This is a genomic window from Cupriavidus phytohabitans (assembly GCF_000426345.1).
In the GTDB taxonomy this organism is placed as follows: domain Bacteria; phylum Pseudomonadota; class Gammaproteobacteria; order Burkholderiales; family Burkholderiaceae; genus Cupriavidus.
The window spans coordinates 53000-76864 of record NZ_AUFE01000009.1 but is presented as its reverse complement, the minus strand read 5'-3'; the positions used below and the strand labels follow the sequence as shown (position 1 = coordinate 76864).

At 67.0% G+C, this 23865-nt stretch carries 18 protein-coding genes, 1 tRNA gene and 1 pseudogene; 5 read left to right on the top strand and 15 right to left on the bottom strand.

The annotated features are described in order from the left end of the window. Positions 1-26: 26 nt before the first annotated feature. From K309_RS0109295 to hrpA, 6 genes are all read right to left on the bottom strand, one after another. Positions 27-851 (bottom strand): competence/damage-inducible protein A, encoded by an 825-nt coding sequence (locus tag K309_RS0109295; RefSeq protein ID WP_029046170.1) that lies wholly within the window; start codon positions 849-851, stop codon positions 27-29. Positions 852-863: 12 nt separating this feature from the next. Then, on the bottom strand, positions 864-1754 hold the full coding sequence (locus tag K309_RS0109290; RefSeq protein ID WP_029046169.1) for an EI24 domain-containing protein: 891 nt from the start codon (positions 1752-1754) through the stop codon (positions 864-866). A gap of 156 nt (positions 1755-1910) precedes the next feature. After that, positions 1911-2885 carry a sterol desaturase family protein gene (locus K309_RS0109285; protein ID WP_029046168.1) on the bottom strand — a complete coding sequence of 325 codons (975 nt, stop codon included), beginning with the start codon at positions 2883-2885 and terminating at the stop codon, positions 1911-1913. Then, the gene (locus K309_RS0109280) at positions 2885-3751 is read right to left on the bottom strand and encodes a polysaccharide deacetylase family protein (RefSeq protein ID WP_029046167.1); all 867 of its coding nucleotides are present in this window, start codon (positions 3749-3751) and stop codon (positions 2885-2887) included. The genes K309_RS0109285 and K309_RS0109280 overlap by 1 nt, the downstream gene beginning before the upstream one ends. A gap of 19 nt (positions 3752-3770) precedes the next feature. Further along, the gene (locus K309_RS0109275) at positions 3771-4757 is read right to left on the bottom strand and encodes a YVTN family beta-propeller repeat protein (protein WP_029046166.1); all 987 of its coding nucleotides are present in this window, start codon (positions 4755-4757) and stop codon (positions 3771-3773) included. Positions 4758-4899: 142 nt separating this feature from the next. Further along, on the bottom strand, positions 4900-9000 hold the full coding sequence (gene hrpA, locus K309_RS0109270; RefSeq protein WP_029046165.1) for an ATP-dependent RNA helicase HrpA: 4101 nt from the start codon (positions 8998-9000) through the stop codon (positions 4900-4902). Between the two features lie 23 nt (positions 9001-9023). Here hrpA and argA point away from each other — a divergent pair, with 23 nt between their 5' ends. Together argA and K309_RS0109260 are read left to right on the top strand one after the other, a co-directional pair. Beyond that, positions 9024-10499: an amino-acid N-acetyltransferase gene (gene argA, locus K309_RS0109265; RefSeq protein WP_029046164.1), complete on the top strand. Its 1476-nt coding sequence runs from the start codon at positions 9024-9026 to the stop codon at positions 10497-10499. 104 nt (positions 10500-10603) lie between these two features. After that, positions 10604-10876 (top strand): oxidative damage protection protein, encoded by a 273-nt coding sequence (locus tag K309_RS0109260; RefSeq protein WP_029046163.1) that lies wholly within the window; start codon positions 10604-10606, stop codon positions 10874-10876. 112 nt (positions 10877-10988) lie between these two features. On the opposite strand, the gene rpiA is transcribed toward K309_RS0109260, so the two are convergent. Next, complete coding sequence (rpiA, locus tag K309_RS0109255) at positions 10989-11675, bottom strand: ribose-5-phosphate isomerase RpiA (protein WP_029046162.1); 687 nt, start codon at positions 11673-11675, stop codon at positions 10989-10991. A gap of 166 nt (positions 11676-11841) precedes the next feature. On the opposite strand from rpiA, the gene tal reads away from it, so the two are divergent. Next, positions 11842-12798 carry a transaldolase gene (gene tal / locus K309_RS0109250; protein ID WP_029046161.1) on the top strand — a complete coding sequence of 319 codons (957 nt, stop codon included), beginning with the start codon at positions 11842-11844 and terminating at the stop codon, positions 12796-12798. 48 nt (positions 12799-12846) lie between these two features. On the opposite strand, the gene K309_RS0109245 is transcribed toward tal, so the two are convergent. The 3 genes from K309_RS0109245 to rnr form a co-directional block, all read right to left on the bottom strand. Then, positions 12847-13578, bottom strand: a complete 732-nt coding sequence (locus tag K309_RS0109245) for an SIR2 family NAD-dependent protein deacylase (protein ID WP_035877139.1) — start codon at positions 13576-13578, stop codon at positions 12847-12849. 49 nt (positions 13579-13627) lie between these two features. Then, complete coding sequence (gene rlmB, locus K309_RS0109240) at positions 13628-14371, bottom strand: 23S rRNA (guanosine(2251)-2'-O)-methyltransferase RlmB (RefSeq protein ID WP_029046159.1); 744 nt, start codon at positions 14369-14371, stop codon at positions 13628-13630. 77 nt (positions 14372-14448) lie between these two features. Further along, the gene (rnr, locus tag K309_RS0109235) at positions 14449-17046 is read right to left on the bottom strand and encodes a ribonuclease R (protein ID WP_029046158.1); all 2598 of its coding nucleotides are present in this window, start codon (positions 17044-17046) and stop codon (positions 14449-14451) included. 70 nt (positions 17047-17116) lie between these two features. Between rnr and K309_RS0109230 the strand changes: the two genes are divergently transcribed. Both K309_RS0109230 and K309_RS36215 read left to right on the top strand, forming a co-directional pair. Beyond that, a tRNA-Leu gene (locus K309_RS0109230) sits at positions 17117-17203 on the top strand. 281 nt (positions 17204-17484) lie between these two features. Next, positions 17485-17903 (top strand): annotated as a pseudogene (locus K309_RS36215) (NAD(P)-dependent oxidoreductase); the annotation flags it as partial. A gap of 59 nt (positions 17904-17962) precedes the next feature. Here the strand turns inward: K309_RS36215 and K309_RS0109215 are convergent. From K309_RS0109215 to hflK, 5 genes are all read right to left on the bottom strand, one after another. Then, positions 17963-18532, bottom strand: a complete 570-nt coding sequence (locus tag K309_RS0109215) for a phosphoribosyltransferase (RefSeq protein ID WP_029046156.1) — start codon at positions 18530-18532, stop codon at positions 17963-17965. Positions 18533-18673: 141 nt separating this feature from the next. Next, a complete protein-coding gene (locus K309_RS0109210; protein WP_029046155.1) occupies positions 18674-20014 on the bottom strand; it encodes an adenylosuccinate synthase in 1341 nt (446 codons plus the stop codon). A gap of 85 nt (positions 20015-20099) precedes the next feature. Then, positions 20100-21251, bottom strand: a complete 1152-nt coding sequence (locus K309_RS0109205) for an ATP phosphoribosyltransferase regulatory subunit (protein ID WP_029046154.1) — start codon at positions 21249-21251, stop codon at positions 20100-20102. Between the two features lie 193 nt (positions 21252-21444). Continuing rightward, positions 21445-22353 carry a protease modulator HflC gene (gene hflC, locus K309_RS0109200; RefSeq protein ID WP_029046153.1) on the bottom strand — a complete coding sequence of 303 codons (909 nt, stop codon included), beginning with the start codon at positions 22351-22353 and terminating at the stop codon, positions 21445-21447. Between the two features lie 11 nt (positions 22354-22364). Beyond that, a complete protein-coding gene (gene hflK / locus K309_RS0109195) occupies positions 22365-23723 on the bottom strand; it encodes an FtsH protease activity modulator HflK (RefSeq protein ID WP_029046152.1) in 1359 nt (452 codons plus the stop codon). Between the last annotated feature and the right edge of the window lie 142 nt (positions 23724-23865).

The following is a 23865-nucleotide window of genomic DNA, read 5'->3' as shown; positions in this document are numbered from 1 at the left end:
CTTGTTTGTACCGCCGCCGCGGACGCTCAGGCCTGCGCGGATTCCCTCGCCGGCTGCTCGACGACTTCAAACCCCATCGCGCGCACCCCGTCGAGCAGCATGGCATAGGCGGGCGCCACCAGGTCGGCTGGCCCCTTGACCCCCAGATCGATATGCCGGCGCGCGAAGCGGTCGCCGCGCTGCACGTCGCCGACCGAAGGCAGGCTGAACACGCGGATGCCGGCAAAGGCGGCTTCGACTTTCTCCATCAGCGGAGTCAGCGTGGACTCGGGCGCCTCGAACACATAGAAGGCGCGCTCCTGGCGCTGGACCTGGTGGAACAGGTGCGCATACGCATGGTCGAGCACCCATTCCATCATCGGCCATGCCATCACCGGGAAGCCGGGCATGAAGTGGTGATGTCCCACGGAAAAGCCCGGGATGCGGTTGTAGCTGTTGGGGATGATGCGCGCGCCTTCGGGGAATTCGCCCATCTTGAACCGGTGCTGGTTTTCCGGCTGGTTCAGGTCGGCCTTGACGGGATCGCCGCCGGCGGTCTCCGCGATGCGCAGTGCGATCTGCTCGCGCGCCTCGGGATGCAGCTGCAGCGGCACGCCGAGCGCCGCGGCCGCGCACTGGCGCGTATGGTCGTCGGGCGTCGCGCCGATGCCGCCGGTGCAGAACACCACGTCAGTTCCGGCAAAGGTGCGCCTGAGCGTGGCGGTGATGCGGTCGCGGTCGTCGCCGACATACTGCGCCCAGTCCAGCGCCAGGCCGCGCGTGCCCAGCAGTTCAATGGTGCGGCGCAGATGCTTGTCTTCGCGTCGCCCCGACAGAATCTCGTCGCCGATGATGATCAGGCCGAAACCCATGTTGCCCTCGCTTCAGGAATGTTCGATGCGCCGCACGTCGGAGGGCGCCAGGTCGATGATGTCGCCGCCCGCGGATGGACCGGAGGGTTGCTGTGCCGGCGGCGGTGCGGCGCGTTCAGCGCGCAGCTGCGCCAGCGCGCGCAGGCAGAAATGGCCGAACCACAGTGCCGAAAAGATAAAAATCAGCACGTACAGCCATAGCATGCCGGCCAGCACGAACGGGAACAGGAAGATCACCGCCGCGGACGACACCCACAGCAGCGTGGGCGCCGAGCCCAGCAGACCCACGGCCACGCCGATCACCAGCAGCGGCGTGCGGTGACGCCGCATCAGCGTCTTGCGTTCTTCCGCGCTGGCATGGTCGGACAGCGCGTCATAGGTCATCACCCGGTAGGTCAGCCAGCCCCAGAGCACCGGCGGGATCAGCGCGAAGAACGGTGGCACCAGCCACAGCGGCAGCGTCACCAGCACCAGCAACAGGAACACGACGGTGCTGGCGAGCGACTGGAACACGCTGCCGAGCAAGCTACCGCCGTGAGACTTGGCCAGGTCCGGGTAGCTGCGCTCCAGGTGGCGCACCACCGCCGGCACCGAGAACACGCCGATAAACATCAGCATCGATGCGATCACCAGCGGGACCGCCAGCGCGGCAACGAACAGCGGCGCCACCACCGCGCGCATCGATTGCAGGCTGAGCCAGTCCAGTGCGCTGTAGATCCAGCTGGTCAGCACCGAGGCTTCGAGGAAACCGCGCGTGGCGGTCATGATGGGATCCCAGCCCCACCAGAGCAGCCCGCCCCAGAAGAGCGTGGACAGGACGAAAGGCAGCACGGTCAGCAGCAGCATGCGCGGATGCAGCTGGCTGACAAGCGCGCGGCCAAACGAGCGGAAGATATCGTTCATGCAGCGTGGGTCCGAGCGTGGACTCGGCGTTTATGCGGTGGAAGGCGAATACAGCCGGCGTTGGAGCCGGCGCCGGTGCCGGCGGCAAACCGGAACACTAGCATACGCCACTTGCCCCCGCCGCGCGGACTGCGGCGGGGGCGGTAGAGGATCGCTTCAGCGCAGCCGCAGCAGGCGCTTGATGCCGTACCACTGGTGGGCGAGAAAGCCCGTGCCGTAGTCGTGGCCCTTGCCCAGCGGCGGCGGCAGCTGGTCGCGGATACCGGTGGGGTGGTAGCTTTCGGCAAAGACCGCGGTGCCGAACAGCATGTCCCACCATGGGAAGATCACCCCGTAATTGCAGCCGCCCAGCCGCGCCGGGGCACCGTCGGCCTCATGGCCGATGCCAACGGCATGATGGGTGCGATGAAAACGCGGCGAGATCAGCAGGCGTTCGCCGATGTTGCCGAAATGCAGCCGCAGGTTGGCATGCTGCAGGCTCTGCAGCAACTGCGACAGCGCCACCAGCAGCACATATTGCGAGGGCTCGACGCCGACGCCCAGCGCCACCAGCGCGAACACCAGGTCGCGCAGCATGTCGTCCAGCAGGTGGTTGCGGTTGTCGCTCCAGAGTGTCATCTGGCGCTGGCTGTGGTGCACCGCGTGCAGGTGCCACCACCAGCGGAACGTATGCGACAGGCGGTGATACCAGTAATCGAGCAGGTCGAACAGCAGCAGGTAGACGAAGAAGCTGACCAGCGGCACCGAAGTCACGCCCGGCCACCAGTCCTCGACGTTGATGCGGTGCCAGCCCATCAGCCGCAGGTGCCCTTCGAGCGAGTCGGTCAGCGGCGCCAGCAGGAAGAACATGGCGAGCCGGAACAGCCCGAGGCGGTGGATCGCCGTGTAGACCATGTCGGTGCGGATCGCGGCGCGGTCCGCCACCGGCTCGACCGGACGCCATTTTTCCAGCGGACCCAGGATCAGGAACATCACGGCGATCTGCACCAGCCCCACCAGCAGCCATTCGGTGCCGGTGAAGGCCTCTTCGGCATAGCGGCCGAAGCCCAGGTCATAGACCACAGGCAGCACCACGTCCTGGAACAGCGTGCCTTCGACCTGCCCGATCCAGCCGTTGAGCGACTCCCACATTACCGCCTGCCCTCCTGTTGTCCGCTGGCATGCCGGGCGATCCAGTCGCGGTAGGCCGGATGCTCGCGCAGCGTCGCGAAGCAGAAGCCCTTGCGCTCCAGCCCGGACAGCAGCGGCTCCAGCACGCCCGGCGCCCACGGATCCTTGCGCGACCAGATGCCCAGGTGCGCCATGGTGATGTCGCCATCGCGCAGCTTGCCGAGCGCTCGCTCGAGCAGCATTGCATTCGGGTAGCGATCCGACGCCAGCTCATCGCCCAGGAAACCGGCCGGCGCCCAGCCGACGTGGCGGAAGCCGCACTGCTCGGCCCATTGCAGCGTCTGTGGCGCGGTGCGGCCGCCCGGGGCGCGCCAGAGCGGCATCATCTCGGCACCGGTCATGTCGCGGAGAGCGTCGGCGCTGCGACGCAGTTCGCTGCAGAAACCGGCAGCATCCATCACGGTGTCCTTGCCCGCCTGCGCACCGAACTGCGGCCGCATGGTCACCTGCCCGGCACGCACGCCGCGCAGGTAGACATGGTCGAAAGTATGCGTGCCAAAGGCATGGCCGTCCCCGGCCAGCGCCTTCCAGTATGGCGCCCAGGAGCGGTCGAGCGAACTGTCCTGCCGCACCGTCGGTTCATTGGCCAGGAAGAAGGTCGCACGGATCTTGTGCCGGCGCAGCGTGTCGGCGATCAGCTGCGCCTGGCTCATGCTGCCGGTATCGAAGGTCAGGTAGAGCGTGCCGGCCGGGCAGGCTTTCGCAGCCGCCCCGGTGGCATCCGCCGCATGCAGCGCGGAGGGCAAGGCGCAGGCAAGCGCGAGCCCAGCCAGCATCCTGCCGAATCGTACGAATCCTCGGAATCGCGAAGCCCTGGTATCGCGCATTGGTCCTGCCCCGCCCGGTTCAGTACAGCGGCGCGCGCGTGCGGAAATAGATGCCGTGCGGCGAGCGGCCAACGCGCACGGTCTTGACCAGCTTGCGGCTCGGCACGTCGACCAGCCCGACCGCGCGCGCCCAGCGGAACGTCACCCACAGCGTCTTGCCGTCGGAGGTCAGTTCCATGTCGTCAGGGCCCGGCGGCAGGCCCGTGATGTCGCCGATCTTGGCCAGCGTCTGCTGGTCGATGATGCTGATGCTGCCGGTCACGCGGTTGCTCAGGAACAGGTGGCGCCTGTCTCCCACCGCGCGGAAGTTGTGCGCGCCCTTGCCCGTCTGGATCTGCTTGACCACCGCGCGGGTGCGCCAGTCGATCACGGCAACGTAGTCCGCGCCCGTCATGCCGACCAGCAGGTATTTCTGGTCCGGCGTGACCCAGATGCCGGCCGGCGCGGAGCCAGTCTCCATGCGCCACAACACGTTCTGCGTGATCAGGTCGATCGCGGCGACCTCGTTGGAGTCCTGCAGCGTGATAAAGGCGATGCGGCTGTCGGCGGTGAACGCGATATGGCTGGGGGTCTTGGCCAGCGGGTATTGCTTGGCCAGCTTCAGCGCCTTGCCGTCCCAGCGGTAGACATCGACGCGGTCGAGCCGGTTGCCGGTGGCGACGAACCACTTCTGGTCGGGCGAGAAGCCGATCTGGTAGGGGTCGTCGATATTGGGCATGCGCTGCTGCACCTTGCCGGTTACCGGGTCCAGGAACACCAGGTCGTTGCCGACCGCGTTGGCGATGATCAGCGACTTGTCGTCGGGCGTCGCGATCAGGTGGTGCGGCTCCTTGCCAATCGGGAAGGTCTCCAGCACCTTCTGCGTGTCCTTGTCGATCAGCGTGACGGTTGCATCACCCGAATTAAGGATCACCACCACTTCCGCCGATGCCGGCGCGGCCATCAGGCCCAGCGCGAGCGCGCCCACCGTGATCCCACCAGCCACCCACCGACGCAATGCGAACATAAGACCCGCTACAAGAAAGAACTGAATCGGCGATTCTAACGTTTGGGCGGCTAATTCCGATGACGTCTCGGCTGACGGCGGAGAAGAATTTGGCAGATTGTTGCGCCGGCACGACCATTCGGGCCGTACGGGCGCTCGCGCCTCAGCGCTGCATCGATTCCCACACCTTCTGCAGCCGCTTCACCGACATCGGCACGGGGGTGCGCAGCTCCTGCGCGAACAGGGCGATGCGGAGTTCCTCCAGCATCCAGCGGAATTCTTCCAGCCGCGCGTCCTCCCCGCCCCGCCCTTGCGTGCGCAGCTGCTTTTCGGCGCGCTGCCATTGCTGCAACAGCGGCGCCATCTCCTGGATGCGCTGGGTATCGCGCGCCGGATCGCCCTTGAGCTTGTCGATGCGCATGGCGATGCCCTTCAGGTAACGCGGGAAGTGGACCAGCTGCGTGTACGGGGTCTCGTCGATAAAGCGCTTGCTCATCACCCGGCCAAGCTGGCCTTCCATGTCGGCGTAGGCTGCCGCGAACGGCTTGGCCTGCAGCAGCTTGCGCGACAGCCCGGCGTATTCGGCAAGGATCGCGCCGGCCAGCCGTGCAATCTCCTGCGCCAGCAGCGACAGCCGCGTGCGGCCTTCGTCCTTGCGGGCGTTGAACTCGGCCTCATTGCGCGGCAGCGGCGCCTGCATGCAGGCGCGTTCCAGCGCCAGCATCACGATCTGGTCGCGCAGCATTTCCTGCGTACCCAGCGTCATGTACTGCATCGCCATCTGCTGCAGCCCGGGTATGTTCTTTTCGATGAACTTGACCTGTTCGCGCAGCTGCAGCGCGAACAGCCGGCGCAGCCCCAGGTGGTGGATGCGCGCGGCTTCCTGCGGATCGTCGAAGACCTCGACGTCGCAGTGCGTGCCGCGGTCGACCAGCGCCGGGTAGCCGAACAGCGTCTGGCTGCCCTTGCGGATCTCAAGCAGCTCCGGCAGTTCGCCGAAGGTCCAGCCGGTCAGGTTCTCATACTGGCCAGGCTCTGCGGCCGGCAGCTGCGCGGCCTGGTCGGGCGAGCCGGCTTGCGCGGCCGCCTGCGCCGCAACGCGCTGGAACGACTGCTGAGCCTGGCCGCCCAGCTCGGCGCGCAGTTGCGCCAGGTTGCGGCCCATGTCGAGCTGGCGGCCGTGCTCGTCGATGACCTTGAAGTTCATCGCGTGGTGCGCCGGCAGCGTTTCCAGCTTGAAGTCGGCGCGCTTGACCATGGTGCCGGTCTGCTCGCGGATATCAGCGATCAGCACGTCCAGCAGCTCGCCCTCGCCGAACGGCTGGCGCGAGACAAAGCCGGCCGCAAAGTCCGGCAACGGCACGCAATGGCGGCGCAGCTTCTGCGGCAATGACTTCAGCAGCAGGTGGACCTTCTCCTTGATCATGCCCGGCACCAGCCAGTCGGCGCGCTCCTGCCGCACCTGGTTGAGCGCGTACAGCGGCACGGTCAGCGTCACACCGTCGCGGTGGCTGCCCGGCTCGAAGTGGTAGGTCAGCCCCATGTCCACCCCGGCCACGTTCATGGTCTTGGGGAACAGGTCGGTGGTGATGCCGGCCGCCTCATGCCGCATCAGCTCGTCGCGGTTCAGGTAGAGCAGCTTGCGGTCCTTGGCGCTTTCGGCCTGGTACCACTGCTCGAAGGTTGTTTGCTGGTTGATCTCGGCCGGGATGGCGCGATCATAGAAGGCGTAGATCAGCTCGTCGTCGACCAGCACGTCCTGCCGGCGCGACTTGTGCTCCAGGTTTTCGATCTCCCGCACCAGGCGCTGGTTGTGCGCGAAGAATGGCAGGCGCGTATCGAATTCGCCCTCGACCAGCGCGCGGCGGATAAAGAGCTCGCGCGCTTCCTGCGGGTTCATCGGACCGTAGTGGACACGGCGGTGCTGGTAGACCACCAGGCCGTACAGCGTGGCCCGTTCGAGCGCCAGCACCTGGCCGGCCTTCTTTTCCCAGTGCGGATCGCTCCAGCTCACCTTGAGCAGGTGCCCGCCGATCTGCTCCAGCCACTCCGGCTCAATGCGCGCCAGCGTGCGCGCGAACAGGCGGCTGGTCTCGACCAGCTCGGCCGCCACGATCCAGCGGCCGACCTTGCGCGCGATCAGCGAACCCGGCCACAGGTGGAACTTGATGCCGCGCGCGCCCAGGTACTCGCGGCCCTTGCCGTCGCCATCCTCGATGCGCACGCCGACGTTGCCGAGCAGGCCGGTAAGCAGCGCCTTGTGCACCTGCTCGTAGGTCGGCTCGCTCTCGTTCAGGCGCCAGCCCTGCTCGGCCACCGTGGTCAGCAGCTGCGAATGGACGTCGCGCCATTCGCGCAGGCGCAGGTGCGACAGGAAGCTGGCGCGGCACTGGTCCTGCAACTGGCGGTTCGACTTCTTGTGCGTTACCGCGTCCTCGAACCACTTCCACAGCTTGACCCAGCCCAGGAACTCGGACCTCTCGTCCATGAACTTGCGATGCGCCTGGTCTGCGGCTTCCTGCGCCTCCTGCGGGCGGTCACGCGGGTCCTGCACCGACAGCGCGCTGGCGATGACCAGCACCTCGCGCAGGCACTGGTGCTGGCGCGCGGCCAGGATCATGCGGCCCACGCGTGGATCGAGCGGCAGCTTGGCCAGCTGCCGCCCCGTCGGCGTGAGCTGGTTGGCGTCATCGACCGCGCCCAGTTCCTGCAGCAGCTGGTAGCCGTCGGCGACGGCGCGGCCCAGCGGCGGTTCGATAAACGGGAACGATTCGATGTCGGTCAGCCGCAGCGCCTTCATGCGCAGGATCACCGCCGCCAGCGACGAACGCAGGATCTCGGGGTCGGTGAAGCGCGGCCGACCGGTGAAATCCGACTCTTCGTATAGCCGGATGCACACGCCGTTGGCCACGCGGCCGCAACGGCCGGCGCGCTGGTTGGCGGCTGCCTGCGAGATCGACTCGACCTGCAGCTGCTCGACCTTGTTGCGATAGGAGTATCGCTTGACGCGGGCCATCCCGGTATCGACCACGTAGCGGATGCCCGGCACCGTCAGCGAGGTCTCGGCGACGTTGGTCGCCAGCACGATGCGGCGCGCGTTGGACGGCTTGAATACCCGCTCCTGCTCCTGCACCGACAGCCGCGCGAACAGCGGCAGGATCTCGGTATGCGGCGGATGGTGCTTGCGCAGTGCCTCGGCAGCCTCGCGGATCTCGCGTTCGCCCGGCAGGAACACCAGCACGTCGCCCTGGCCGACGCGGCACAGCTCGTCAACGGCATCGACAATGCCGTCGTAGAGGTCGCGCTCGCGCGCCTGCGCGCTGCGCGGCGCGGCGCCCGGCGGCGCGTCGTCGGTGATCGGGCGGTAGCGCACTTCCACCGGATACAGCCGGCCGCTGACCTCGATCACCGGCGCTGGCTTGCCGTTGAGCGTGAAATGCTCGGCAAAGCGCTGCGCATCGATGGTGGCCGAGGTGATGATCACCTTCAGGTCGGGCCGCTTCGGCAGGATCTGGCGCAGGTAGCCGATCAGGAAGTCGATGTTCAGGCTGCGCTCGTGCGCCTCGTCGATGATGAGGGTGTCGTAAGCGCGCAGCAGCGGGTCGTTCTGTGTCTCGGCCAGCAGGATGCCGTCGGTCATCAGCTTGACCGACGCGCCCGCCGACATGGTGTCGTTGAAGCGCACCTGGTAGCCGACATGCTCGCCCACCGGCGACCCCAGCTCCTGCGCGATGCGCTTGGCGGTGGAGGTCGCGGCGATGCGGCGCGGCTGGGTGTGGCCGATCAGCCCCCCACCCTCGCGCCCCGGACCGCGCCCGATCGACAGGCAGATCTTCGGCAGCTGCGTGGTCTTGCCCGAGCCGGTCTCGCCCGACACGATCACGACCTGGCTGGCCAGCAGCGCGGCGGCGATCTCGTCGCGGCGGGCCGAGACCGGCAGGGCCTCGGGGAACGTGATCGAGGGCAGCGGATTGACCACCCGTGGCGGGCGCGGCGGGCGCTCCTGGCGCGGGCCGCGCGGCTGGCGCTGGCCGGGTTCGCCGGCCGGGCGGGCGGCAGCGGGCTCCGGGCGTCCGGCGGGCGGCCTGGCCGGGCGCTGGGCCTGTCCTCGGGGCTGCCCCGGGGCCTGGCCTGGGGTCTGCCCTTTGGGCGGGCGGGACGGATGGGATGGCGTGGACTGGCCGGCACCGGCCGGCGTCTGCGGGGCGGCGGGTTGACCTGGCCTGACGGGCTTTGCAGCCTTGAAGGGGCGTTGTTCTGACATTGGCCGGGATTATAATCCGCGGGATGAACGCCAGAACCGATACGCCGCAGCCGGCGACCTCTACCGACACGGCAGCCGCCACGGCGGCGGAGCCGCCCGCCACGGCCGAACTCCCACCGCCCGCCCCGATTTCCACCGCGCCCGCCACCGCGCCGGTGCCGGTGGCCGCCGACACCATCGAACGCGGCGGCCCCGACCACCAGCAGTTCGTCGACTGGCTGCGCATGGTGGCGCCATATATCCATGCCTTCCGCGGCAAGACCTTCGTGATCGCCTTCGCGGGCGAACTGGTCAAGTCGGGCGTGCTCAATGCGCTGGTCAACGACGTGGCGCTGCTGCATGCGATGGGCATGCAGATCGTGCTGGTGCATGGCTCGCGCCCGCAGGTGGAAGAGCAACTGGCGCTGCGCCATGTCGAGTCGCAATTCGTCGACGGCGTGCGCATCACCGACAACGCCGCGCTCGAATGTGCCAAGGAAGCCGCCGGCGAGCTGCGGCTCGATATCGAGGCCGCATTCAGCCAGGGCTTGCCCAATACGCCGATGGCCGGCGCGCAGCTGTCCGTGATTTCCGGCAACTTCGTCACGGCGCGCCCGGTCGGCATCGTCAACGGCACCGACTACCAGCACACCGGGCTGGTGCGCAAGATCGATGCCGAGTCGGTGCGCATGTCGCTGTCGCATGGCAAGGTGGTACTGCTGTCGCCGCTGGGCTTCTCTCCGACCGGCCAGGCCTTCAACCTGTCGATGGAGGACGTGGCCAGCGCCACCGCCACCGCGCTCAAGGCCGACAAGCTGATCTTCATCACCGAGGTGCCGGGCGTGCCCGACCCGGTCGGCAAGCTGATGCCGGAAATGTCGCTGCGCACGGCCGTGGAGCGCCTGCAGAACAACCACCTGCCGCCCGACGTGGCCGACTACCTGCGCCACCTGGTCAAGGCGCTCAAGGGCGGCGTGCCGCGCGCGCACCTGATTCCCTATGCGCTGGACGGCTCGGTGCTGTTGGAACTGTTCCTGCACGACGGTGTCGGCACCATGCTTTCCGATACCGACCTCGAAAGCCTGCGCGAAGCCACGCTGGACGACGTTGGCGGCATCCTGCAGCTGATCGCGCCGCTGGAAGCGGACGGCACGCTGGTGCCGCGCGGACGCCACCTGATCGAGCGCGATATCGCCAACTTCTCGGTGATCGAGCACGATGGCGTGCTGTTCGGCTGTGCCGCGCTCTATGACTACCCGCGCGAGAACATGGGGGAAATGGCCTGCCTGACGGTCTCCGCCGAGGCCCAGGGCACCGGTGATGGCGAGCGCCTGCTCAAGCGCATCGAGCGTCGCGCGCGCACGCTGGGCCTGGACAAGCTGTTCGTGCTCACCACGCGCACCGAGCACTGGTTCCTCAAGCGCGGCTTCGTCCACGCCACGGTGGACGACCTGCCCGAAGACAAGCGCAAGCTCTATAACTGGCAGCGCAAGTCGATGGTGCTGATGAAAAAACTGTGACGGCGTAGGGTCAATGGCCGCCGCGCCGCGGCCAGCCGCCCTGCTTGGCTACAATAGCGCCAGCGCCCTCTAGCCCAGTCTAACGAACGAACAAGGAGTCCCCCATGGCCCGCATGGTCCATTGCATCAAGCTGAACAAGGAAGCCGAAGGCCTCGACTTCCCGCCGCTGCCCGGCGAACTGGGCAAGAAGATCTGGCAGAGCGTGTCGAAGGAAGCATGGGCCGGCTGGCTCAAGCACCAGACCATGCTGATCAACGAGAACCGCCTGAATATGGCCGACACGCGCGCACGCCAGTACCTGATCAAGCAGACCGAAAAGTACTTCTTCGGCGAAGGCGCCGATCAGGCGCAGGGCTACGTGCCGCCGCAGTCCTGATTCCCGGACCGCGTCAAACGACGAAGGGGTGCCCGAGGCACCCCTTTTTGCTGGCCGATCGACTGCTGGCCGATCGACTACCGCTTAACGGCCGACTGACCTATGCATCGGATCAGTAGTCCGTGCGCTGCACACCGTCGCCGGTGCCAAGCAGCAGCACGTCCGCGCCACGCAGCGCGAACAGGCCCACCGTCACCACGCCCGGCACCTGATTGACGGTTTGCTCGAGCCCGCGCGGATCGTCGATCTTCAGGCCGGCGACGTCCAGGATCACATTGCCGTTGTCGGTCTTGTAGATGCCGCCTTCCTTGGTCATGCGCAGCTTCGGCTGGCCGCCCAGCGCCTGCAGCTTGCGCGCGACCGCCGCACGTGCCATCGGGATCACCTCGACTGGCAGCGGGAAGGCGCCCATGGTACCAACCAGCTTGCTGCCGTCGGCGATGCAGACAAAACGCTTCGCCACCGAGGCAACAATCTTCTCGCGCGTCAGCGCGCCGCCACCGCCCTTGATCATGGCGCCGCTGGCATCGATCTCGTCGGCGCCGTCGACGTACACCGGAATCTCGTCGACTTCGTTCAGGTCCAGCACCTTGAACCCGTGCTGCTGCAGGCGGCGCGTGGAAGCCTCTGAGCTCGACACGGCACCCGCGAAGCGCTCCTTGAACGCCGCCACGGCGTCAATGAAGAGGTTGGCGGTGGAGCCGGTGCCCACGCCCAGCACGGCGCCTTCGGGAACTTCCTGCTTCACATAGTCGGCGGCGGCCTGCGCCACCAGCGCCTTGAGTTCGTCCTGAGTCATGACAACAGCCAGATTGCGTTGGGGAAACGCATAGTGTAGCGGATTGAGCGGCATACCCCGCCACCGGCGGTACAATGGATCAGCCGGGGCAAGCGCTTGCCGCCCCGCCACCGCAAACCGAATCGCCAACGATTCAGCGCCAATTCAGCACCAACGACTAAGCGACATGAACCAGCTCGAACAACTCAGGCAGTTCACCACGGTAGTGGCCGACACCGGCGACTTCCAGCTGATGAAGCAATACACCCCGCAGGACGCGACCACCAACCCCTCGCTGATCCTGAAGGCCGTGCAGAAGCCCGAATACCGGCACCTGCTGGAGAAGGCGGTGCAAGACCACCACGGCAACGGCGGCGTCGATGCGGTGATGGACGAGGTGCTGATCGCCTTCGGCTGCGAGATCCTGGCGATCGTGCCGGGCCGCGTCTCGACCGAAGTCGACGCGCGCCTGTCGTTCGACACGACCGCCACCGTCAACAAGGCCCGCCACCTGATCCAGCTGTACGAGCAGCGCGGCATCGCGCGCGAGCGCGTGCTGATCAAGATCGCGTCGACCTGGGAAGGCATCCGCGCGGCCGAGATCCTGCAGCGCGACGGCATCCGCTGCAACATGACGCTGCTGTTCTCGCTCGTGCAAGCCGTGGCCTGCGCCGAGGCCGGCGCGCAGCTGATCTCGCCCTTCGTCGGGCGCATCTTCGACTGGTACAAGAAGCAGGCCGGCGAGCAGTGGGACCCGGTCGCCAACGGCGGCGACAACGATCCCGGCGTGCGCTCGGTGCGCCAGATCTATGACTACTACAAGAAGTTCGGCTATCCGACCGAGGTGATGGGCGCCAGCTTCCGCAGCACCGCGCAGATCCTGTCGCTGGCCGGCTGCGACCTGCTGACCATCAGCCCGGAACTGCTGGAGCAACTGGCCGCCGGCCAGGGTGCGTCCGAGCGCAAGCTGTCGGTCGACCAGGCCCAGGCCGCCAATATCGCCCGCATCGCGGCGGACGAGGCATCGTTCCGCTGGCAGCTGAATGAAGACGCGATGGCCACCGAGAAGCTGGCCGAAGGCATCCGGCTGTTCGCGGCGGATGCGGTCAAGCTGGAAAAGCTGATCGGCGAGATTGCCAAATAAGCGCCAGTTAAGTCGGCAGATAAGCCGGCAGGGCCGGCTCAGTCGCGCTCAGTCGGGCTCCACGCCCGGCTGCGGCCACAGCAGCGGCAGGCAGGCGCCTGCCGCTGCCTGCACCACGAGGTCCGCGGTCTGGTCCAGCGCGGACGGCAGCGGGTTGATCACGATGACGGGCGCGCCGTGCTCCTTCGCCAGCGCCGGCAGCGCGGCAGCGGGATAGACCAGTCCCGACGTTCCCACTACCAGGCACAGGTCCGAGGTCTGCGCCGCATGCTCGGCACGAAAGCGCGCCACGCGCGGCAGGTCTTCGCCGAACCACACCACCCCCGGGCGCATCAGCGCCCCGCACAAGTGGCAGCGCGGCGGCATGCCGGGCAACGCGCTGGCTTCGTCGCAGCGTCCGCACCCCTCCAGCCATTTGTTGGCGAACAGGTTGCCATGCAGCTCGATCACATGCTGGCTGCCGGCACGCTGGTGCAGGCCGTCGACATTCTGCGTCACCAGCGTGACACGCTTTTGCACGGCCAGCGCCACCAGCGCGTGGTGCGCCGGATTGGGATGCGCGCCCGCGACCAGCGCGCGCCGGTGCAGATACCACTCCCACACCAGTTCGGGCTGGCGCCGGTAGGCCTCTTCGCTGGCCAGTTCCTCCGGATTGAACCGTTCCCACAGGCCAGTCATCGCATCGCGGAAGGTCGGCACGCCCGACTCGGCCGAAATACCGGCGCCGGTCAGCACGAAGATGCTGCGCGCCTGCGCTATCAGCCGACTCGCCTCTTCCATCCCGGGCCAGGGCTCAGAGGTGGGGCGCAGCGGATCGGCCACCATGGCGTCAGCGCGGCACGCGCCGCTGGCGCACCGCCTCGTACAGGCAGACGCCGCTGGCCACCGAGACGTTGAGGCTCTCGACACCGCCGGCCATCGGGATGCCGACCAGTTCGTCGCAGGTCTCGCGCGTCAGGCGGCGCATGCCCTCCCCTTCGGCGCCCATCACGATCGCGGTCGGGCCCTTGAAGTCGATGTCGTAGAGGGATTTCTCGGTACCGTCGGCGGTTCCGATCACCCAGATGCCGCGTTCCTGCAGCTCGCGCAGCGTGCGCGCCAGGTTGGTCACGGTGATATACGGCACGGTCTCGGCCGCGCCGCTGGCCACCTTGGCCACGGTTGCATTGAGGCCGACGCTGCGGTCCTTGGGCGCGATCACCGCGTGCGCGCCGGCGCCATCGGCCACGCGCAGGCAGGCACCCAGGTTGTGGGGATCGGTGACGCCGTCGAGCACCAGCAGCAGCGGCGTGCCTTCGATGCCATCCAGCAGTTCGTCCAGGTTCAGCGCGAGGGCAACGTCTTCGGCCCGCGCGACCACGCCCTGGTGCCGGTCGGTGCCCGCCATGCCGCGCAGGCGCTCGGCGTCGACCGGATGCAGGCGCACGCCCAGGCTTTCGGCCAGGCGCACGAAGTCTTGCATGCGCCGGTCGCGGCGGGCGGATTCGATGTAGATATCCGACACGCCCTTGGGATCTTGCCGCAGGCGCGCGGTCACGGCGTGGAAGCCGATCAGGAGTTTTTGTTTAGCCATGGGCGCGATTGTACTCGCCCGGGCGCTGTCCCCGCGCAGCGGGGACAGCGGTTAGCCTTAACCAGGCCTGACGTGCCTTAACGCTTGCGCGGCGTGCGCTTGGCGGCGGACTTGCCGGCCGTTTTGGCAGGACGTGACTTCGAAGCCGGCTTGCGCGGCTTCTCCAGGTGCGCGGGCTTGGGCTTGGCCGCGCGCTTGGCCGGCTTGCCGCCAGTACCGATGTGTGGCTTGAGCGGCGTGATCACCGCTTCGAACACCGGCTGCTCCTCGATCACGCGGTCGAGCGTCTCGTCGAACGACTCCTCCGGCTTGGACGATCCGCCCAGCAGCGCCGCCAGCTGGCGGCCCTTCTTGCGCGCCGGCACCGCATGGGCGGCCGGAACGCGCGGCTGGGTGTCGGTGCCCGTTGCGCGCGCGCGCAATGTCTTGGCCGATGGCTCCTGCACGAGGCGGAAATCGATCTTGCGTGCATCGAGGTCCACACGCGAGACCTGCACGCGCACGCGGTCGGTCAGGCGATAACGGATGCCGGTGCGCTCGCCACGCAGTTCATTGCGGGCCTCGTCGTACTGGAAGTAATCGCTGCCCAGTTCGGTCACGTGCACCAGCCCCTCGACATATAGTTCGTCGAGCTGCACGAAGATGCCAAACGACGTCACGGCGCTGACGGTGCCGGCAAAATCGCTGCCCAGCTTGTCGCGCATGAAGTAGCACTTGAGCCAGGCCTCGACATCGCGCGACGCTTCGTCGGCGCGGCGCTCGTTGGCCGAGCAATGCAGGCCAAGCTCGTCCCAGATCGCCTCGTTGCGCCTGGCGCGCGCGGCGGCCAGTTCCGCCTTCTGCTCGGCGTCCTTGGCCTGCAGGCGGCGCGCCTTGGGCGAGATCGCGGTGTTCAGCTCGGTACCGTGCGCAAAGGCCGGCTGGTACTTGGTGTGCGCAAGCACGGCCTTGATCGCGCGGTGCACCAGCAGGTCGGGATAGCGGCGGATCGGGCTGGTGAAGTGCGCATAGGCCCCGTACGCCAGGCCGAAGTGGCCGATGTTGTCGGGGCTGTAGACGGCCTGCTGCATCGAGCGCAGCAGCATCGTCTGCAGCATCGGCGCATCGGGGCGGGACTTGATCTTGTCCATCACCTCGGCATAGTCGGACGCCTGCGGCTTGTCGCCGCCGCCCAGCGACAGGCCGGCGGTCTTCAGGAACTCGCGCAGGTTCTTCAGCTTCTCTTCGCTGGGGCCGGCGTGGATGCGGTACAGCGCCGGGTGCTTGAAGCGCTCGAGGAAATCCGCCGCGCACACGTTGGCGGTCAGCATGCATTCCTCGATCAGCCGGTGCGCATCGTTGCGGGTGCGCGGCAGGATCTGCTCGATCTTGCCCTGCGCATTGCAGACGATATAGGTCTCGGTGGTGTCGAAGTCGATCGCGCCACGCTCGCGCCGCGCCTTGAGCAGGACCTGGAACAGCTCGTACAGGTTCTGCAGGTGCGGCACCAGCTCGGCACGCTTGTGTGCCTCGGGACCCTTGGTGTTGGACAGGACCGACCAGACCTCGTTGTAGGTCAGGCGCGCGGTCGAGTGCATCACCGCGGGATAGAACTGGTAGCCCTTGAGTTCGCCCTTGGCGGTGAGCACCGCATCGCAGACCATGCACAGCCGGTCGACGTTGGGATTGAGCGAGCACAGTCCGTTGGACAGCTTCTCCGGCAGCATCGGAATCACGCGGCGGGGGAAGTAGACAGAAGTGGCGCGGTCCAGCGCATCGGCATCCAGCGACGCGCCGGGGCGCACGTAATGCGACACATCGGCGATCGCCACGATCAGGCGCCAGCCTTTCGCACGGCCGATCTTGACCGGCTCGCAATAGACCGCGTCGTCGAAGTCGCGCGCGTCTTCGCCGTCGATGGTCACCAACGGGATGTCACGCAGGTCGATGCGGTGGTCCAGGTCGGCCTGGCGCACCTCGTCCGGCAATGCGGCGGCTTCCTTGGCCGCCGCCGGGGAGAAGGCGTGCGGCACGCCATACTTGCGCACCGCGATCTCGATCTCCATGCCGGGATCGTCGATCTCGCCGAGGATTTCCACCACGCGGCCCACCGGCTGCACATAGCGGTCGGGATATTCGATCAGCTCGACGCTGACCACCTGCCCCACGCGCGCCTTGCCCTGCGCCTTGGGCGGAATCAGGATGTCCTGGCTGATGCGCTTGTCCTCCGGCGCGACCACCAGCACGCCGCCCTCGCTCAGCAGCCGTCCGATCACGTAGCGGTTGGCGCGCTCGATGATCTCGACGATCTGGCCCTCGGGCCGGCCGCGGCGGTCGTAGCCCACCACGCGCACTTGCGCGCGGTCGTTGTGCATGGCCTTCTGCAGCTCGCGCTCGGGCAGGAAGATATCGTCTTCGCCATCGTCGCGGATCAGGAAGCCGAAGCCGTCGCGATGGCCCTGCACGCGGCCGGTGACGAAGTTGGGCTGGTGGGCCAGTTCATAGCGGCCCTTGCGGTTCAGTTCGATCTGGCCGTCGCGTTCCATCGCTGCCAGGCGCTTCTGGAAGCCGTCATGCTCCTTGCGCGTGACCGACAGGGCCTTGGCGATATCGCCTGCCGACTGCGGAGATCCCGACGTTCTCAGCACGCCCAGGATTTCTTCCCGGCTGGGGATCGGATAGTTGTTCTGATTCAATTTTTTCTGGAAACTATTTGACAAAATTCTCGCGCTCTCTATAATGAGCGCTTCGGTTGTTTCGACACCTGCCCAGGTGGCGGAATTGGTAGACGCACTAGGTTCAGGTCCTAGCGGTGGCAACACTGTGGAGGTTCGAGTCCTCTCCTGGGCACCAGATCACCGGGAAACCCGCAGCGCTTTCGAGCCCTGCGGGTTTTTTGTTTTCGGCGCATTGTTGGCGTACCAGATCCGGCAACTTCCACTCCTTGCTTGGCGGCAATCCGCCGCGGTGTCATACGTGAGCGTACGGGGTTTTTCCCGTCCCTGAAACCGCGCGCAATGCCTTGCGCGGCAACCAAACCACATCGGCCCGGCAATGTCGAGGAGTGTAACAGCTTCAGTGGCGATTCCGGCATTCCGACGACCACCATATCGCGTCCCCGTCCCTGCCATCGTGACGTCGTCATCAGCATGGCACGCTTCGCGCAACTGAACGCGCATCAGGTCACCTCGGCGGTGCGCCAGGCCGGCGTGCCTCGCCTGTTGGTGGTGGGCGGCGCGGGCAGCCTCCATGTCGCACCGGATGTGCAACTGGTGGATACGCCGACCTTTCCCCAGGCGTACCAGACCGAAGCCCTGGCGGGCCGCGATTTCCTCAATGCGCTGCATGGCGAGCAACAGATCGACTGGACCTTCCTGTCGCCGTCGGCGCTGTTCGAGCCGGGCGAGCGCACCGGCAACTTCCGTATCGGCGAGGAAGCCCTGCTGAGCGATGCCGCGGGCAAGAACTGGCGATGGAGGACTACGCGATTGCGATGCTCGACGAGATCGAAAAGCCGGCGCATTCGCGCCAGCGTTACACGGTCGGCTATTGACGCCATCCGTGCCCGTGCCGCGCGGCGGGCGACGCCGGCACAGGTGCGGCGAGCCGCGCTCAGGCGCTCGCGTCGTCGTCGAGCAGGCTGGCGCGCTTGCCGCGCTTGAGCCACGCGCCCAGGTTGTGCGGGCGCAGCGTGTCGTACTCTTCGAACGGCTGGTGGATCCAGGGGTTCGACGGCAGGAAAGTCACGTGATAATCCGGCTCGATCTTCGAGCAGGCCTTGTACCACAGCACCGCCGAGCGCACCTCGGTCACCGCCGGATAGCGTTCCTTCAGGTGGCGGCCCACGCGTTCCAGCGTGATGCCCGAATCGACCAGGTCGTCGACCAGCAGGATCTTGCCCGACAGCTCGCCGCGCGTCATGGTGATGTACTGCGCGATGTCCAGGTCGCCCTGCTGCGTGCCGGCGGCTTCGCGATAGCTGCTGGTGGCCAGGATCGCCAGGGGCACGTCGAAGATGCGCGACATCTGGTCGCCCACGCGCAGGCCGCCGCGCGCCAGGCACAGGATCTTGTCGAACTTCCAGCCCGACTCATGCACGTTCAGCGACAGGCGTGCGATCAGGCGGTGGTATTCGTCCCACGAGACCCACAGGTTCTCTTCATCGTTGGTTGGCAGGTTCATCGTTTTGCTCTAGATATCTTCGTGGCCGGTTGGCCCGGATCGCCAATAAGGCTCGGCCCGCTTGCGCGGGCCGATGATCTGTTGCAGGCCGCGGCGTTCGTGGCGCCGCGGCACTACGTCGTGCTTCCGGTGGTTGCCAGGTCAGGCCTTGTACGGGTGACGCAGCAGGATGGTCTCGTCGCGGTCCGGACCGGTCGAGATCATGTCGATCGGGATACCGACCACTTCTTCCACGCGCTTCAGGTAGACGCGGGCCGCCTCGGGCAGCGCGTCCCACGACTTCACACCGAAGGTCGACTCGTTCCAGCCCGGGAACTCTTCATAGACCGGCTCGCAGCGCGCCACGGCGTCAGAGCCGCGCGGCAGGATGTCGACGGTCTGGCCGTCGAGCATGTAGCCGACGCACAGCTTGATGCTGTCCAGGCCATCGAGCACGTCCAGCTTGGTCAGGCACAGGCCCGACACGCCGTTGATCTGCACCGAGCGCTTGAGCGCGGCGGCATCCAGCCAGCCGGTGCGGCGCGGACGGCCGGTGACGGAACCGAATTCCTTGCCGACGTTGGCCAGGCGCACGCCGACCTGGTCCTGGCGCTGCGGGTTGTCGTTGTCGTACAGCTCGCTCGGGAACGGGCCCGAGCCCACGCGCGTGCAGTAGGCCTTAGTGATGCCCAGGATATAGTTCAGGCGGCCCGGGCCGACGCCGGCGCCCGCGGCGGCCGCACCGGCCACGCAGTTGCTCGAGGTCACGAACGGATAGGTGCCGTGGTCGACGTCGAGCAGCGTGCCTTGCGCGCCTTCGAACATCAGGTTGCCACCGGCGGCATTGACCGCGTACAGCTCGGCCGAAACGTCGGCCACCATCGGGGCCAGGCGCGGCGCGAAGGCCAGCGCGTCGTCCAGCGTCTGCTGGAAGTCCACGGCTTCGGCGCCCAAGTACTGGGTCAGCATGAAGTTGTGGTAGTCCAGGTTCTCGCGCAGGCGCTCGGCGAACTGCTCGGGATCGAACAGGTCCTGCACGCGCAGCGCGCGGCGGGCAACCTTGTCTTCATACGCCGGGCCAATGCCGCGGCCGGTGGTACCGATCTTGGCCGCGCCGCGACGGGCTTCGCGCGCCTTGTCGATCGCGACGTGGTACGGCAGGATCAGCGTTGCCGCTTCGGAGATGCGCAGGCGGCTCTGCACCTGCAGGCCGGCGGCTTCGAGTTCTTCGATTTCACGGAACAGCGCCTCGGGCGACAGCACTACACCGTTGCCGATGTAGCAGATCGTGCCTTCGCGCATGATGCCCGACGGGATCAGGCGGAGAATGGTCTTCTTGCCGCCGATGATCAGGGTGTGGCCGGCGTTGTGGCCTCCCTGGAACCGCACCACGCCCTTTGCATGGTCGGTAAGCCAATCGACGATTTTTCCTTTGCCTTCGTCACCCCACTGGGTGCCGATCACGACGACATTGCGTCCCTGGCCTACTGCGGATGCGGACATATTGCTTTGGTCAATAGGTTAAAAACGTATTCTACTCTTGTTGCAGGGCGATTCCCGATTTTTGGCCGGGATTGCTCGCCCTGCGTCAGCGCGGCACCACGGCCCAGCTGGAATCCTGGCGCACCAGCTGGCGATCGCAGTTGAATTCGTCGAGCTCGTGGGTATGGCCGGGCAACGACTGGATCACGATCTCGCCGGCGGCACGCAGCGCGGAAATCGCCGCCCGCAGTGCCGGGTCCGCATCCCAGGGTGCGAATATCGCCTGGGCGCGCACTTCCACCGGTGACAGCGACGCCACTTCGCGCAGGTCGAGGGAGAAACCCGTCGCCGGGCGGGCGCGGCCGAAGGCTTCGCCCACCTTGTCATAGCGCCCGCCACGGGCCACGTAGTTGGGCAGGCCCGCCACGTAGGCCGCGAACATCACACCGCTGTGATAGTGGTAACCGCGCAGGTCCGACAGGTCGATATTGACGCTGGCGCCACGCACCTGCACCGCCAGCGCTGCGAGTTCGTCCAGCGCGCGGCCGATCGCCGGGCTCGCCGGCAGCGTGGCGCGGGCGCGGTCCAGCACTTCCACGCCGCCGTACAGCGTTGGCAGCGCCAGCAGCGCATCGCGTTCGGTCTGCGGCATGCCCGCGGTCAGCTCGCGCAGCGCGGGCACGTCCTTGGTCTCGAGCGCGGCAAAGAGCGCGTCCTCGGTCTTGCGGATCGACGGCAATCCGGCCAGCAGCGCCTCCAGGATGCCGGCGTGGCACAGGTCGATGCGGATCTCCGACAGGCCCGCCGCCTGCAGCGCGGCCAGCATCAGCTCCTGGATCTCGACGTCGGCTTCGAGGCCGGCGTGGCCGTAGATCTCGGCGCCGATCTGGATCGGCTCGCGCGTGGCATGGAAGCCCGCCGGGCGCGCGTGCAGCACGTTGCCGGCATAGCACAGGCGCGTCACGCCGGGCCTGTTCAGCAGGTGGGCGTCGATGCGCGCCACCTGCGGCGTGATATCGGCACGCAGGCCCATGGTGCGGCCCGACAGCTGGTCCACCAGCTTGAGCGTGCGCAGGTCCAGGTCATGACCGGTACCGGTCAGCAGCGACTCCAGGTACTCCAGCATCGGCGGCATCACCAGCTCGTAGCCGTAGGTGCGGAACAGGTCCAGCATGCGGCGGCGCAGTTCTTCGATCTTGCGCGCTTCCGACGGCAGCACGTCGGCAATGTTTTCTGGCAGCAGCCAATGGTTGGACATGGTGAATCTCTTTTCGGTCATTCGGTTACCCCGCGGGCTCGGCGCCCGCGGTGCCGGGCCGCGCCCGGCACATTGTTGCCGCGGTCTTGCCTCCCGGCGCGCCCGGTCCATCACTCGGCAATGATGGCTCCAGCCGGACAAAACCCCGGCAAGCCGGGGTTTCGTCAATTCGCCGCACGGACAAGCGGACGTTCTAGCGCTTGCCTCCGGATCCGCCGGACGCGGCCGCCGCGGCACCGCCGCTGGAACGCATGTAGCGGAAGAAGTCGGAATTTGGCTCCAGCACCAGCACGTCGCGCTTGTCGCGGAAGGTGTTGCGATACGCTTCCATGCTGCGCCAGAACTGCGCGAACTGCGGGTCGCGGCCAAAGGCATCGCCGTAGATCTGCGACGCCTTGGCATCGCCATTGCCCTTGATCACCTGGGCATCGCGATAGGCCTCGGCCAGCACCACTTCGCGCTGGCGGTCGGCGTCGGCGCGGATCTTTTCGCCCTCGGCGGCACCGGTGGAGCGCAGCTCGTTGGCCACGCGCTTGCGCTCGGCCTCCATGCGCCGGTACACCGATTCGCTGATCGCGGGCAGCAGGTCGACGCGCTTCAGGCGCACGTCCAGGATCTCGACGCCCACCGACTTGGCGTATTCGACCATGCCGTTGCGGATAGCCTGCATCACCTGTTCGCGCTCGCCCGCGACCACGTCGGCCACGGTGCGCCTGCCGAACTCCTCGCGCGCCACGGCGTCGATACGCTGGGTCATGCGGTCCTGGGCGCCACGCATGTTGCCGCCAAAGGCGACGAAGAACTTGCGCGGATCAGTAATGCGCCATTTGACGAACCAGTCCACCACCATGCTCTTTTTCTCGGCGGTCAGGAAGCGCTCGTTGGCGGCCACGTCGATGGTCTGCAGGCGGCGGTCCATGAAGACCACATTCTGGAACGGCGGCGGCAGCTTGAAATGCAGGCCGGGCTCACGCACCACCTGCTTGATCTCGCCGAAGGCGAACACCACCGCGTACTGGCGCTGGTCGACCACGAACAGCATCGACGACACCACGGCCAGCAGGATGAAAAAGCCAATCGAGAAGGAAATCAGTCGGTTCATGACGCGTCTCCTCAGCGCGAGTCGCGGTCACGGTTGCGCAGCGATTCGCGCGACCGGGTATCCGGCGAAGTCTCGGGAGCCGGTGCCGGCGTGCCGCCGGCACCCGGCTGACCCGGGGTGGCCGCACGGCCATCGCCGCCTTGCGCCATCAGCTTGTCCAGCGGCAGGTAGAGAAGGTTGTTGCCCTGGCGCGCGTCCACCAGCACCTTGGTCGAATTGCTGTAGATCTGCTGCATGGTTTCGAGATAGATCCGGTCGCGCGTCACCTGCGGCGCCTTGGCATACTCCGCCTGGACCGAGCGGAAGCGCGAGGCATCGCCCTCGGCCTGCGCCACCACGCGGGAGCGGTAGGCCTCGGCCTCCTCCTTCAGGCGCGCCGCGGTACCCTTGGCGCGGGGGATGATGTCATTGGCATAGGCCTGGCCTTCGCTGATCGCGCGCTCGCGGTCCTGGCTGGCCTTGTTGACGTCATCGAATGCCGCCTGCACCTGCTCGGGCGGCTGCACGCTCTGCACGTTGACCGACAGCACGCGGATGCCGGTCTTGTAGGCCGACAGGATGGCCTGGATCGACTTGGCCAGGCTCTGCGCGATCTGCTCGCGGTTCTCGTACAGCACCGCATCCATCTTGTTGCGGCCGACGATCTCGCGCACCGAGGTCTCGGCGGCCTGGGTCACCAGTTCCTCGTCGCCGCCGCGGTCGGTCTTGTTGAAGAACAGGAACTCGGTAGCGTCCTGGATGACGTACTGCACGGTGAAGCGCACGTCGATGATGTTCTCGTCCTGCGTCAGCATCGACGAGTCTTTCAGGTTGCTGTCCTTGATCGACGTGGAGCGGCCCACTTCGACCGAGCGCACCGCCGACAGATTGACAACCTCGGCCGACTGGACCGGCCAGGGCAGCCGCCAGTTGATGCCGGGACCGGCCGAATACTTGAACTTGCCGAATTGCAGGATCACGGCGGTCTGGCCTTCCTGCACCATGAAGAAGCCGCTGGCCAGCCAGATGCCGACCACCGCGGCCACGATCACACCGACGCCCACGCCCGAGCTCTTGCCCGGGGTGCGCGGGCCGCCGAAGCCCTGGTTGCCGCCACCGCCGTTTTCCTTGCGGCCGAGCAGGCCATTCAGGCGGCGGTTGAAGTCGCGCCACAGTTCGTCCAGGTCCGGCGGGCCGCCATCCTGCTGCGGGCGCTGGTTCTGCTGGCGGTTGTCGTCGCGGCCGTCCTTCTTCTCGTCGTCGTCACCATTGCGACCCCAGCGCGGATCGTTCAGCGAGAAGATGGCGCGCAGGCGCTGCCAGCCCGCGCGTGGCGCGAAACGGCTGCCTGGTATCAGGCTCGAATCAGCATTCCGGGGAAACTGGGGCATGAAGTGCACGGGTCCGGGGAAGTTTGTAACAGGGGGATTCTAGCAGTCATCTGCGCCACATTTGCCCAAATCGCGACCAATCCGTGGAAAGGCACGCCAAACCGGGCCGCCGAAGCACCGCTGCGGCATCCAGGCCGCGCGA